Source organism: Arthrobacter humicola (genome assembly GCF_039531445.1).
In the GTDB taxonomy this organism is placed as follows: domain Bacteria; phylum Actinomycetota; class Actinomycetes; order Actinomycetales; family Micrococcaceae; genus Arthrobacter; species Arthrobacter humicola.
Genome location: NZ_BAAAQB010000044.1, coordinates 49,137 through 61,504, shown reverse-complemented (window position 1 = coordinate 61,504; position 12,368 = coordinate 49,137). Strand labels below are relative to the sequence as shown.

At 66.5% G+C, this 12,368-nt stretch carries 12 protein-coding genes; 10 read left to right on the top strand and 2 right to left on the bottom strand.

The window, feature by feature from the left end; genetic code table 11:
• Nucleotides 1-30 precede the first annotated feature (30 nt).
• From ABD243_RS20625 to ABD243_RS20585, 9 genes are all read left to right on the top strand, one after another.
• Nucleotides 31-405, top strand: coding sequence for a TadE/TadG family type IV pilus assembly protein (locus ABD243_RS20625; protein ID WP_344368243.1), 375 nt, complete (start codon nt 31-33; stop codon nt 403-405).
• A complete protein-coding gene (locus ABD243_RS20620; RefSeq protein ID WP_344368241.1) occupies nt 393-1,430 on the top strand; it encodes a pilus assembly protein TadG-related protein in 1,038 nt (345 codons plus the stop codon). Before ABD243_RS20625 ends, ABD243_RS20620 begins: the two co-directional genes overlap by 13 nt.
• A 46-nt stretch (nt 1,431-1,476) precedes the next feature.
• A complete protein-coding gene (gene cpaB, locus ABD243_RS20615) occupies nt 1,477-2,241 on the top strand; it encodes a Flp pilus assembly protein CpaB (protein ID WP_344368240.1) in 765 nt (254 codons plus the stop codon).
• Complete coding sequence (locus tag ABD243_RS20610; RefSeq protein WP_344368239.1) at nt 2,238-3,428, top strand: CpaE/TadZ family protein; 1,191 nt, start codon at nt 2,238-2,240, stop codon at nt 3,426-3,428. The genes cpaB and ABD243_RS20610 overlap by 4 nt, the downstream gene beginning before the upstream one ends.
• Nucleotides 3,428-4,936 carry a TadA family conjugal transfer-associated ATPase gene (locus ABD243_RS20605; protein ID WP_344368236.1) on the top strand — a complete coding sequence of 503 codons (1,509 nt, stop codon included), beginning with the start codon at nt 3,428-3,430 and terminating at the stop codon, nt 4,934-4,936. The genes ABD243_RS20610 and ABD243_RS20605 overlap by 1 nt, the downstream gene beginning before the upstream one ends.
• Nucleotides 4,937-4,943: 7 nt before the next feature.
• Nucleotides 4,944-5,879, top strand: a complete 936-nt coding sequence (locus tag ABD243_RS20600; RefSeq protein ID WP_344368234.1) for a type II secretion system F family protein — start codon at nt 4,944-4,946, stop codon at nt 5,877-5,879.
• Nucleotides 5,880-5,886: 7 nt separating this feature from the next.
• Nucleotides 5,887-6,771 carry a type II secretion system F family protein gene (locus tag ABD243_RS20595; protein ID WP_344368233.1) on the top strand — a complete coding sequence of 295 codons (885 nt, stop codon included), beginning with the start codon at nt 5,887-5,889 and terminating at the stop codon, nt 6,769-6,771.
• Between the two features lie 210 nt (nt 6,772-6,981).
• Nucleotides 6,982-7,986, top strand: coding sequence for a glycosyltransferase family 87 protein (locus ABD243_RS20590; RefSeq protein ID WP_344368232.1), 1,005 nt, complete (start codon nt 6,982-6,984; stop codon nt 7,984-7,986).
• Between the two features lie 86 nt (nt 7,987-8,072).
• Nucleotides 8,073-8,555 carry an Hpt domain-containing protein gene (locus tag ABD243_RS20585; RefSeq protein WP_237563230.1) on the top strand — a complete coding sequence of 161 codons (483 nt, stop codon included), beginning with the start codon at nt 8,073-8,075 and terminating at the stop codon, nt 8,553-8,555.
• 116 nt (nt 8,556-8,671) lie between these two features.
• Here ABD243_RS20585 and ABD243_RS20580 read toward each other — a convergent pair whose 3' ends face one another.
• On the bottom strand, nt 8,672-9,439 hold the full coding sequence (locus ABD243_RS20580; RefSeq protein WP_344368230.1) for a response regulator transcription factor: 768 nt from the start codon (nt 9,437-9,439) through the stop codon (nt 8,672-8,674).
• 304 nt (nt 9,440-9,743) lie between these two features.
• On the opposite strand from ABD243_RS20580, the gene ABD243_RS20575 reads away from it, so the two are divergent.
• On the top strand, nt 9,744-11,321 hold the full coding sequence (locus tag ABD243_RS20575) for a sensor histidine kinase (RefSeq protein WP_344368228.1): 1,578 nt from the start codon (nt 9,744-9,746) through the stop codon (nt 11,319-11,321).
• A gap of 132 nt (nt 11,322-11,453) precedes the next feature.
• Here ABD243_RS20575 and ABD243_RS20570 read toward each other — a convergent pair whose 3' ends face one another.
• The gene (locus ABD243_RS20570) at nt 11,454-12,344 is read right to left on the bottom strand and encodes a tRNA pseudouridine synthase A (RefSeq protein WP_344368227.1); all 891 of its coding nucleotides are present in this window, start codon (nt 12,342-12,344) and stop codon (nt 11,454-11,456) included.
• Nucleotides 12,345-12,368: the final 24 nt, after the last annotated feature.

Below are 12,368 nucleotides of genomic sequence, written 5' to 3'. Positions count from 1 at the left end.
GGCCAGCGAGATCCAGAGAGGCGGTCCCCCATGTCCAAGACGTCCGAACGGGGCGCAGCCGCGGTGGAATTCGCGCTCCTGGCTCCGGTACTGATCATGCTGCTGCTGGGCATCATGGAATTCGGCCGCGCCTACAATGTCCAGATTTCACTGTCCAGCGCCGCTCGCGAAGGCGTGCGCGTGATGGCAATAGGCAACGACACCACGGCCGCGCGGACCGCGGCCAAGAACGCGGCCACGGCGCTCCAGCCCCCGTTGGCAGACGCCAACATCAGCATCAGCCCCGCTGTGTGCACCGCCGGCGCGCAGGTCACATTTACCATCAGCTACACCCTCGCCACCATGACCGGCATCGCCGGGCCATTCCCGCTGCAAGGCAAAGGGGTCATGGTATGCGGCGGCTAGCCGGACTGACCCCGGCAGGAGACAGCGAGCACGGGGCCATCAGCGTCCTTGTCGCAATCCTCATGGTGGTGCTCCTGGGCTTTGCAGCCCTCGCTGTCGACACCGCAGTCCTCTACGCAGAACGGACTCAGTTGCGGAACGGTGCCGATGCCGCGGCCATTGCCGTTGCCCAGAAGTGCGCGAAAAACATCAATGATCCGGACTGTTCCAGCACATCCACGCTTGCCGCCAGTCTCGCGAACAGCAATGCCGGGGACGGGCTGAGCAACGTGAAGTCCCTCCTGCTGGACAAGAACGCGCGAACCGTCACAGTGGTTGCCGGCGCCCAGGAAGCGGGCAAGCAAGCCAACAACGTCTCGCTGTTCTTTGGCCGAGCCCTGGGCTTCAACAGCACCGAGGTCAATGCCCCATCGACGGTCAAATGGGGCAGCCCGGTTGCCGGGACAACGGCCTTTCCCTTGACGTTTTCCGTCTGCCAGGTCAAGGGGCACGTCGACGGGACTCTGCAATTGCTCCAGAGCCACGGCAGCGGCGCCAACCCGGGCTGCAATTACGGGCCATCCGGTGCTGCCGTCGAGGGCGGCTTCGGCTGGCTCCCCAACGATCCCGGCATTTGCGGGGGACTGATAGACCTTGCCGTAAGCGAAGGAGGGAGCGATCCCGGCAACAGCGCCCCTGGTGCCTGCGACGCCACGCTTCAGCGCTGGGCTGCCGATATCACCGCGGGCCGAGACGTCGTTGTCCTGCTACCGGTCTTCAATAAGGTGACCGGCACCGGAGCCGGCGCAGTGTATGGGCTGATCTCATTTGCGGCCTTCAAGGTCGCCGGCTGGAGTTTCAGCGGTAATAACAGCCTCCCCGACTCGTTCCGCAACAAGCCTCCCGACATTCCGTCGGCAGTGAAATGTGATGGCAACTGCCGAGGCATCATCGGGAGCTTCATCCAGTACGTGTCGCTTGCGAACGGCTTCACCCTTGGGCCCGTGGACGCGTATGGAGCCACCGTCGTGAAACTCACGCAATAGCACCAGCCGTTGCCGCCCCGTCCACCCACCAGTTCAGGAGCAGTTTTTGAAGTCACGCTTATTGGCAGGAATCGCGGCCCTGGTGCTGGCCGTCATCGGAGCCATCGTGGTGGTCAGCTATGCGCAGGGAGCCGACGCGCGGGCCGTACAGGGACTGGACCCTCAGGACGTCCTCGTGGTGGCGAAGGCCGTCCCCGCCGGCACTACCGTCGAGGCCTTGCAGCCGTTCCTCGCCACCGAAAAGCTGCCCGGCACCGCCGTCGCTAAATCCGCACTCAGCAACCTGGACGGCCTTGCCGGCAAAGTCACCGCCGTCGATCTGCTCCCGGGCGAGCAGCTTGTTGCCGAACGCCTGATCGCACCCGAAAACCTGAAGGCCAGCGGGGCAGTGGAGGTGCCGAAGGGTCTGCAGGAGGTGTCCTTCCAGCTCGAGCCCCAGCGCGTCGTCGGCGGCCGGATCGAGGCTGGCGACCACATCGGCATCTTCATCAATCTCGACAACGGAGGCCTCGAAGCCAAGCCGGACAAGCAAACCACTCAGCTCACAGTCCACAAAGTTCTCGTGACCTCGGTGCAGCGGGCACCCTCGGCAGCCCCCTCTCCTCAGCCCTCCCCTGGTTCTACTGCCCCAGCGCAGGACACGTCGCTTCCCACGGGGTCGCTGTTGCTGACGGTCGCCGTGAACGATGTGGACGCCGCCAAGATTGTCTACGCGGCGGAATTCGCCAAGATCTGGCTGAGCAAGGAACCACTTGATGCCACGGACAGCGGCCGGCCAGGAATCATGACGAAACCAGAGGTGTACAAATGAGCCGCTTTGTCCTGATCTCCCCCAATACGGATTTTGATGCCCGCGTCCGGCAGGCCCTGGCCGGCGGCCTTCCCGGCGGTCTGCAGACCTTCGCGTTCGTCAATCCGGCCAACCCGGCCGAGCTCTTCGCGAACCTCAACCAGGAACGGCCCGAGGTCCTGATCCTGGGGCCGGACGTGCCGGTGGAGGATGCCCTGCGCCTCGCGACGGTGTTCGACGTCCAGCTCCCCGAGCTCAGCGTCATCCTGGTGGGCGAGGCAGATCCGAACTTTGTGCTGCTGGCCATGCGGGCCGGCATCCGGGACATCCTCAGCCCGGCGGCGGACCCCGCGCAGATCCGGGTGCTGCTGGAGCGGGCCTGCCAGTCATTCACCACCCGCAGCCGGACCTCGGTGGCCAAGCAACCGGACAGCGCCAGAGGGCTGGTGATCGGTGTCTTCTCCCCCAAGGGTGGGGTCGGCAAGACCACGATTGCCACCAACATCGCGATCGGCCTGGGGAGGGTCGCGCCCATGGGCGTGGTGATCGTGGACCTGGACCTGCAGTTCGGGGACGTGGCCTCGGGCCTGTATCTGAACCCGGAGCACACCGTGACAGATGCCGTTTCGTCCTCGGCCAGCCAGGATTCCCTCGTCCTCAAAGCTTTCCTCACGGTCCACCCCGGGAACATCTACGCGCTCTGCGCTCCCCGGACGCCGGAGGAAGCTGATGACATCACACCGCAACAGGTCACCCGGCTGCTCGAACAGCTCGCGGAGCAGTTCCAGTACGTCGTGGTCGACACCGCGCCCGGGCTCCCGGAGGTAGGACTCGCCGCCCTCGAACAATGCACCGACGCCGTCTGGGTGACCGCCATGGACGTGCCGAGCATCCGCGGGCTGCGTTCCGGCCTGGAAATCCTCCGGCGCCTGGACCTGCTGCCCGAGACCCGCCACGTGGTCCTCAACATGGCCGACTCCAAGTCCGGGCTGAGCGTCCAGGACGTCGAGGCGACCATCGGCGCACCCGTGGACGTCAGTATCCCCCGGTCCAAGGCAGTCGCGTTCTCCACCAACCGCGGCGTGCCGGTGCTGCAGGACGGCCGCAAGGACCCTGCCGTCAAGGGCCTGAAACAGCTTGTGGACCGGTTCGATCCCGCCTGGCGCGCCACGGCCCAGAAGAAACTGCACCGGCGGGTGGTGGTCTGATGAAGCTCTCCGAACGGCTCCGCTCCGTCGAAGGCACCGCCGACGCCCCCGTTGTTCCCCTCCCATCCCACAGGCAGGAGACGACGGCGGACAGCGCCGTCGTCGTCGAGCTCCCCAGCCTCGCGCTTCCGGCCACACACACCGTCAACACCGCCGGCAACACCGGAGGGACTCACGCCGGCACTCCCGACCCGACCCGCAGCAAGGGCCAGCAGCCCGTCGATGCCTTCGCGGCGCTCAAGCAGCGGGCAGCGACGGCGTTGTTCGAGCGCATGGGAACCCGCTTCAACGATTCCGCCTCCAAAGAGGATGACCTCCGCACCTCGGCGCGGGAAGAGCTGACACGCATCATCGACGCCGAACAGGTCCCCCTATCCGCCGAGGAGCGCGCCCGGCTGGTCCGCGACGTGGCTGACGACGTCCTGGGCTACGGCCCGCTGCAACGCCTCCTGGACGATCCCGCCGTCACGGAAATCATGGTCAATCGGATGGACCAGATCTACGTGGAACGGCACGGCAAACTGACCCTGACCGAGTCGCGCTTCAGCTCCGAGGATCACCTGCGCAAGGTGATCGAGCGCATCGTCTCCAAGGTGGGCCGGCGGATCGACGAGTCCTCGCCGCTCGTGGACGCACGGCTCGAAGACGGTTCCCGCGTCAACGCCGTCATCCCGCCGCTCGCCGTCGGCGGTTCGTCGCTGACCATCCGAAAGTTCAGCAAGGTGCCGCTGACGGTCCGGAACCTCATCGAATTCGGCACGCTGACGCCGGAGATGGCGGAACTGCTCAATGCCTGTGTGAAGGCCAAGCTGAATATCATCGTCTCCGGCGGCACCGGCACGGGCAAGACGACGCTGCTCAACGTCCTGTCCTCGTTCCTCCCCCACGACGAGCGGATCGTGACCATCGAGGACGCCGTCGAGCTCCAGATCCAGCAAGAACATGTGGTGCGGCTGGAAAGCCGGCCGCCGAACACGGAGGGCAAGGGCGAGGTCACCATCCGTGAACTGCTGCGGAACTCCCTGCGTATGCGCCCGGACCGGATCGTGGTGGGCGAGGTCCGCGGCGGCGAATCGTTGGACATGCTCCAGGCCATGAACACCGGCCACGACGGCTCGCTCTCCACCGTCCACTCCAACTCCCCCCGGGATGCTGTGGCCCGCCTCGAGACGCTGGTCCTCATGGCCGGCATGGACCTGCCCCTGCGCGCGATCAGGGAGCAGATCGCCTCGGCCGTCAACCTCATCATCCAGATCTCCCGGCTGCGGGACGGGACCCGGCGCATCACCCATGTGACCGAGGTCCAGGGCATGGAAGGGGACATCGTCACGCTCCAAGACGCCTTTGTGTTCGACTACACCGCCGGCGTCGATGCCCACGGCCGGTTCCTCGGCAAGCCGGTCCCCACCGGCATCCGCCCGCGCTTCATCGACCGCTTCGAAGACCTGGGCATCCATGTCTCCGCCAACGTGTTCGCCGCGCCGCTGGCGCCGGCCGGAAGGTCGTGATCTGTCCATGACACTGCTGCCCTTTGGCGTCGGGCTGCTGTTCTGCGCCGTCCTGGTCCTGGGGATTGTGCTGCTGTCCCCGGGCGGGGCCAGCGTCCCGCTGGATCGGCGGCGGCCCGTCGAGGGCCAGCCCGATTCGCAGCTGACCCGGTTCGCCGGCTCGGCTGTCCACCTGGTTGACGGGTTCTTCTCCCGGCGTACGGTCCGGTTCTTCAACCGCGAGACCCTGGAACAGGCCGGACTCCGCCTGAGCCAGGCGGACTTCTACGTCCTGCTGCTGGCCGGGGCCGTGGCAGGGGCCATCGCCGGCCTCGTCGTCGCAGGGCCGCTGCTGGCGGTCATGCTTGTCATGCTGGCCCCGGTGGCGGGACACCTCGTGATCGGCTTCCTGACCGGCAAGCGCCGCACCAAGTTCGATCAGCAGCTCGGCGACACCCTGCAACTGCTCTCCGGGGGCCTCCGCGCCGGCCACAGCATCCTGCGCGCCATCGACGCAGCCGCGTCCGAGTCGCAGAGCCCGACGTCGGAGGAGATGCGCCGCGTGGTCACGGAGACAAGCCTGGGCCGGGACCTCCTGGCATCCCTCAGCGACACCGCGGACCGGATGCGGAACGAAGACTTCGTCTGGATCGCCCAGGCCATCCAGATCAACCGCGAGGTGGGCGGCAACCTCGCCGAAGTCCTGGACCAGGTCAACGAGACCATTCGCGAGCGCAGCGAGATCAAGGGCCACATCAAGTCCCTCGCGGCCGAAGGCAAGTTCTCCGCCTATATCCTCATGGCCATGCCGATCGGGATCGTGGTGATGCTGATGCTGGTCAACCCGGGCTACATGAACGTCATGTTCACGCATCCGCTGGGCTGGGGCATGATCGTCGCATCCGGGATCCTCATGACCATTGGCGGTCTGTGGATGCGCAAAATCATCGACCTGAAGTTCTGAGACAGCGATGGCGCCTTCTGTCCTCCTTGCCATGCTGCTGGTATCCGTGCCGTTGGGCTATCTGGTGTGGTCGTTGCTGTCCGTCGACCGGAAGTCGCAGCGCGCCACGCGGGAAATTCTCGCGCTGGGCACGGACCCTGCCGAACTCACCCAGCGGGCGCGCAGCGGCCTGCTGGAACGGGCCGGTTACCGGCTCACGCCCGCCGCCTACGTCCGCAAGCTGGACAGGCTGCTGTCCCTCGCCGGGCGCCCCGCCTCGCTGCCGCTAGGACGCGTTCTCGCGGCCAAGCCGCTGCTGGGCCTTCTGGGTGCCCTGCTGGGCTTCTGGATCGGCGCCAACGGCACGACGCCGATCCTCAAGCTCGTGGGGATCTTTGTGTTCCTGCTGGGCTACTTCATCCCCGACCTCCTGCTCTACAGCAAGGGGCAGGAACGGCAGAAGATCCTGCAGATGGAGCTGGCCAACACGCTGGACCAGATGCTCATCTCCGTCGAAGCGGGCCTGGGCTTCGAAGGCGCCATGGCCCGGGCGGGGGAGAACGGCAAGGGCCCGCTGGCGGACGAACTGATCCGGACCTTGCAGGACATGCAAGTGGGGCGGAGCCGCCGCGAGTCCTACGTGGCCCTGGCGGAGCGGACCAATGTGCCGGAGCTCCGCAGCTTCGTCCAGGCCGTCGTCCAGGCAGACACTTACGGCATCGCCATCAGCCGGGTGCTGCGCGTGCAGGCGAAGGTCATGCGGGTCAAACGCCGGCAGCGGGCCGAGGAAAAGGCCATGAAGCTGCCCGTCACGATCCTGTTCCCCCTGCTGTTCTTCATCTTCCCGGTGCTCTTCATCGCCATCCTGGGCCCGGCCGTCATCAACGCCATAGACACCTTCAGCGGCCAGTAGCGGCCCGCTGACACAAATCGAGGGCTCGGGCCAGCACCAACTGATGGTCAACTGAGTGAGTCAGGCAGCCGCGGCCGGATTCCTGATCGTCACTGTCGCATACAACGGAAAGAATTGCCGGCTCATGCTTGAGGCCGTCGGCTTTGGCCTGACAGCCCAGATATCGGACCCCACTGGACCAGAGCCCAGTGGTTCTTCTGTTTCCCGGAAGTGCAGCAGGAATATTGCATTTTCAGCGCCGATGCCGCCTACAGGCAACGTGCACTCTTATCAGACAGCAGGTTCCTGGATCTGACCGGGTTATATGGCAATATCGGGACCATGAACAGCGAAACACGTGAGGACACGCCCCCTTCACGCTCCGTGATGGGTCAGGGAAGCGTCTTCGCAAGGAAATTTCCACTGCTGACCCGATCGGTACCCATTCTCCTTTGGGCTTTGGGCCTTGAGGCTTTGTTCGTGTCGGTCCGGCACCTCGTCACCGGCAACGCAATGGGTCAAGACTCCCATGCCTATTGGCTGGCGGCGCAGGGCGAGCTTTCCTACGGCGCAAGTCCCGGACAGAGGGATGCGTATTTATATTCGCCCGCGTTTGCAGCGGTGATCCGGCCGTTGGCGTTGCTTCCCTGGCCCCTGTTCTGTGCGGCATGGTTTGCGATCGAGGCAGCAGCATTGGCTTGGCTGGTGAGACCGCTCCGGCCACGATGGGCCATTCCGGTGTACTTGCTGTGCCTCCCCGAACTTGTCGTCGGGAACATCTACATTTTGCTAGCTGCAGCCGCCGTAGTCGGCATGCGAAGGCCTGCCGCTTGGTCCTTCGCCGTCCTCACGAAGGTCACCACTGGCGTCGGTCTCCTCTGGTTCGCCGCTCGTGGCGAATGGAAGAGGCTGCTTCAAGGCGTCGGCGCAACCGCGCTCATCGTCGTCGTGTCTTGTGCAGTCGATCCGACAGCGTGGAGTGACTGGATACAGTTCCTGCTCGCGAATAGAAGTGGAACGCCTGACAGCGGGGTCAGCTTCGTAGTACGGTGCCTCGTCGCTGTGGCGCTGATCGTCATCGCTGCCCGGAAGCAATGGCCGTGTCTCGTTGCTCCGGCTATGGTGCTGGCGTCGCCGGTCCTCGTCTCGGTCGTTCCGTGGACGATCCTGATTGCGATACCGCGACTTCTCATGGATGGAAGTACCCACAGGGAACGGCAAGAGCTGCTGGCGTGATTGGCACCCCTGCGGAAAGCCTCAAGGTTTCCGCAGGATAGACCGGAGTCCCCGGCTTCAGCCGAATCAGCAAGTAGCGTGGGCACATGTCCCTTCCCAGCGCCTGCCCCGATGACGGAGATGCGAGCATGGTCCTCGCCCCCACAGCCTCCCCCGGACTGCCGGCGCCCGCCCTCACGGCCTCCAGTGCCCTGGTGGCGGCTCTCCCGGCGGCGGCCCCGCTCGTGGACCCTGCGGCGCTCCAGGACCTTGGTGTCCAGCTCGACAGTCCGGCCGTGGCGAAGGGATTCGCCAGGGATTACACCAAGATGTGGGACCAGCGCTACCGCTCGCTCGCCTCAGCCCTGGAGCGCGGCGACCTCGCAGGGTCCATGGACGCGGTGCTGAGCCTGAAGACGTCCTCCGCGATGGTGGGCGGCCTGCGCCTGGCCCAGCTCGCCGGCGAGCTGGAGGGCGCGCTCAGGGCCGGGGACATGGACCACGCCCTGTCCCTCCTGCACGACGTCGCCGAACGGGGCGACGAAACTGTTGACGAGCTTCAGTTCAGCTATGTCCTGTGGGAAAGCTAGGCCTGCCGGGAAAGCTGGCCCGTCGACTCAAGGCATGTGCGCAACCCCGGCGATGCGCCGGGGGCGGGCCGGGGACTCAGCGAGGGCGCGGCGCTGAGCGCGGCCCCCGCGCGAAGCTACCGCACCGGTGCCAGCCGGTAGCCCACACCGCGGACGGTCTGCAGCCAGCGAGGCTGCACCGGGTCCTCGCCGAGTTTCCGCCGGAGGTTGCCGATGTGCACCTCGACGGCGCGTTCATCGGATTCGCTGATGTAGGCGTCAGCCCGGTAGTAGTCCCCCCGCACTACCCGCACCAGTTCGGTCTTGGACCGCACCGCGCCGGCACCCTTGAGCAGGGCGTGCAGAAGATCAAACTCGCTGCGGGTCAGGCCGACGGGCTCGCCGTCGACGCTCACAGACCGGGTCTCCGGGCTCAGCTCCAGCTGATTGTGCCGCAGCACCGGAGCCTGGGACGCCGCCGGGACGGCTTGGGCACCGGAATCCGTCGCCGGGACGAGTGCGGCCTGGAGAACCTGCCGCGGCCGGCGCATCATCGCACCGACGCGGGCACGCAGCTCACGGGGACGGAAAGGCTTCGCCAGGAAGTCATCCGCACCGGTGTGGAATGCCGTCAAGGTATCGAGTTCGTCGGTACGGGCCGTCAACATGACCACGTAGGCGTCGCTGAACTCGCGAATCCGGCGCAGCACCTCGAAGCCGTCGATATCGGGAAGCCCGACATCCAAGGTGACCACGCTGGCCTCCTGCTGCCGGATGACGTCGACGCCTTCCCTGCCGCCGGCCGCCGAATGAACTTCGAAGCCGGCCTGGCTCAATACCGCTTCGACAAGGTTCCGAACATCTTCGTCGTCTTCAACTACGACGGCGACTCCCAGGTCGGTCATGGCCCCCCTCATGTGGCACGCTACGCTGCCGTCCGCGGATGCGGCGGCAACACTGGATCCGCCGGCCCCCACCGGCATTGCCAGAATACCCACGGTAGGGGGCAAAACCTCGGCGGCTCAGTAACAGAAATAGCAAAACTTCGATTTATGTCAAGTTTGCGTGACACCAGGTGTAAAACTGAAGCAACGAGAAAGGGGCGCGGCGTCTTTGGCTAGACAACGGCTGATCCGGGGTGCGGATCGATACGTCAAGGCATTGGGGCCCCGTGCGCGGGTCCTAATCTGCCAGTTGCCGTTGGCCGTCATGATGGCCGGAGTCCTCCTCGCTGCCCCCACCGCCTGGCCCGGTCTTCTGGAGAGCCCCTTGTGCCGGTTCGCGCTCGGCCTGCAGGGCGCACTCCTGGCGGCCTGCGTCCTGGTTCCCTGGCAGCGCTTCGGGCCGTTGGCGCCGCTGATCATCCCCGTCCTGGATCTGGTCGCCGTCGGACTTCTCCGGGATGGCGGCGCGGCGGGGCTGCCGGATCCCGGGGTGCTCTCGGTCCTGCCCGTGGTGTGGATTTCGGCGTCCAGCCTGTCCGCGCCCGCAAGCCTTTCGCTCAGTTTTACAGTGCCGCTGCTGGCAGCGTTGCCTTGGCTCCTCGCAGACCCGGCGGCACCGGTGGCCGCCCGCGCAGCTGAGGCCATGCTGGTCCCGCTCATGATGCTCGCCGTATCCCTGGCCATGCGGTTCGCGCGGGCGCGTCTGCGGCACGAGCAGTGGCGGATCAAATCCAAGGAAGCCGAACTGCAGGCCCTGCTCTCGGACAGCAGGGAACGCGAGCGGCTCCTGAACACCATTCTTGACACTGTCGACGTCGGGATCGTGGCAGTGGACGCCGACGGCCGCCGTCTGCTGACCAACAGTTGGCAGGCGCAGCTGGAGGAATCCGCAGAGTCGGCGGCGTCGGCGTCTCCGGCGGAAGAAGGCCAGCTGGTGCTGACAGGTCAGGACAGAAGCACGCCGCTGCCGCCGGAACGCCGTCCCCTCCGGCGGGCGCTGGGCGGCGAGTCCTTTGCCGATTACCTCGTCTGCTTCGGCGAGGCGGCCGACAGCCGGGTGGTCTCCACGGGGGCCCGGCCCCTGAAAAACGACGACGGCGACTTCCGCGGGGCCGTGGTGGTATTCAACGAGGTCACCGGCCTCGTGGACGCCCTCGCCGCGAAGGACGAGGTCGTTTCGACCGTCTCACATGAATTCCGCACGCCGCTGACGTCCATCATCGGCAACCTCGACCTCGTACTCGCCGACACGGAAGGCCTGGACAGCCCCGTTGTGCGCCGCATCGAAGTCGCGCAGCGCAACGCGGAGCGGCTGCTGGCCCTGGTATCGGACCTTCTGATGTCCGCCAGTTCCGCGGTCCATGTCCATCCCCGCCGCACGGACCTCGCCGGGCTCGTGGAAGCCAGCCTCGGCTCGGCCCAGGCACATGCTCAAGCGTCCCGCGTTGACCTCACGATGGACGTCCGGGGCCCGATCTGGGCCCATGTGGATCCGCTCCGGATCAGCCAAGCCCTGGACAACCTCGTTTCCAACGCGATCAAGTACTCCCCCGACGGCGGATCGGTGCGGGTCTCGGCCAGCACCGACGACGGTTTGGTGCGCCTCCACGTCGCTGACACCGGCATGGGCATGACGGCCGCCGATGCCCGGCGGGTCTTCACCCGTTTCTTCCGCAGCCCGGCCGTCCGCGAGGGGTCGATTCCGGGGGCCGGCCTCGGCCTGTCCATCACCAAGGCCATCGTGGAACGGCACGGCGGATCCATCTCCTGCCGCACGCTTCCAGGCCACGGGAGCACGTTCACCGTGGAGCTCCCCGCAGACGGTCCCCCGGCGGCGTTCTAGGACTAGCGGCCCAGCATCGTTCGGTGCTAGCCCGAGGTCGCCGGACAGCTGCCAGGTCGCCGGTACCTTCCGGCGATCCGGCAGCTATCCGGCGATTTCGACGGATTTACAGGAACCCGGAGTCCGGCGCCCCTACGCGCGCAGCGCCCTGGTCAGTTCGGCCCGGGCCAGCAACCCGCTGTCCGACGGGTAGGCCACTTCCTCCAGCACCAGCGGATGAGGGGCAGCCAGCACCGAGCGGGCGTCGCGCTGCCGGGCAAGCAGCCGCTCGTAAAGCCACCCCGGAGCCTCCACGCCTTCCCCCACGTACAGGGCCGAGCCCACCAGGGAGCGGACCATGTTATGGCAGAACGCGTCGGCCTGGACGGTGGCGACAATGACGCCGTCGGTGCCGCGCGCGAATTCAAAGCGCTGCAGCTCGCGGATGGTGGTGGCCCCCTCGCGGGGCTTGCAATAGGAGCGGAAATCCTGCAGCCCGAGCAACTGCACGGCACCCTCGTTCAGCAACTCGACGTCGAGGGGGCTCTTGTGCCAGAGGGTCGAATAACGCCCCAGCGGGTCCCACAGGGCCGGGCCGTCCGCGATCCGGTAGGAATAGCGGCGCCAGAGGGCGGAGAACCGGGCGTCGAAGCCTTCGGGCGCGACGGTGGCCCGGTGGACCTCGATCGCTCCGCTGAGGTCCCCCAGCCCGCGGCTCAGGGCGCCGCGGAGGCGTCGGACCAGGGCGACGGCGGGATCAAGTTCAACGCCGCGGTTCAGTCCCTGCCACTCGGCTTCACTGAGGTCCAGGTGGACCACCTGTCCCCGCGCGTGCACGCCGGCGTCGGTCCGGCCGGCCACCGTGACCCGCACGGGCCGGCGGACCAGCAACGCCAATGCCTCTTCCAGGATGCCCTGGACGGTGCGGAGCCCCGGCTGCACGGCCCATCCGCTGAAGGGGCCGCCGTCGTACGCCAAATCCAGCCGGATACGCAAAAACCCGCCGCCCCCCAAAACGGGGGCAGCGGGTTTGAGCTCGTTCATAGACTTAAGTCTATAAGAAGGTTT

What these genes read in the sequence shown, in the direction of transcription:
- ABD243_RS20625 (WP_344368243.1), top strand. Translation starts at nt 31, where the DNA reads ATGTCCAAGACGTCCGAACGGGGCGCAGCCGCGGTGGAATTCGCGCTC.
- ABD243_RS20620 (WP_344368241.1), top strand. Translation starts at nt 393, where the DNA reads ATGCGGCGGCTAGCCGGACTGACCCCGGCAGGAGACAGCGAGCACGGG.
- ABD243_RS20610 (WP_344368239.1), top strand. Translation starts at nt 2,238, where the DNA reads ATGAGCCGCTTTGTCCTGATCTCCCCCAATACGGATTTTGATGCCCGC.
- ABD243_RS20605 (WP_344368236.1), top strand. Translation starts at nt 3,428, where the DNA reads ATGAAGCTCTCCGAACGGCTCCGCTCCGTCGAAGGCACCGCCGACGCC.
- ABD243_RS20600 (WP_344368234.1), top strand. Translation starts at nt 4,944, where the DNA reads ATGACACTGCTGCCCTTTGGCGTCGGGCTGCTGTTCTGCGCCGTCCTG.
- ABD243_RS20595 (WP_344368233.1), top strand. Translation starts at nt 5,887, where the DNA reads ATGGCGCCTTCTGTCCTCCTTGCCATGCTGCTGGTATCCGTGCCGTTG.
- ABD243_RS20585 (WP_237563230.1), top strand. Translation starts at nt 8,073, where the DNA reads ATGTCCCTTCCCAGCGCCTGCCCCGATGACGGAGATGCGAGCATGGTC.
- ABD243_RS20580 (WP_344368230.1), bottom strand. Translation starts at nt 9,439, where the DNA reads ATGACCGACCTGGGAGTCGCCGTCGTAGTTGAAGACGACGAAGATGTT.
- ABD243_RS20575 (WP_344368228.1), top strand. Translation starts at nt 9,744, where the DNA reads ATGATGGCCGGAGTCCTCCTCGCTGCCCCCACCGCCTGGCCCGGTCTT.
- ABD243_RS20570 (WP_344368227.1), bottom strand. Translation starts at nt 12,344, where the DNA reads ATGAACGAGCTCAAACCCGCTGCCCCCGTTTTGGGGGGCGGCGGGTTT.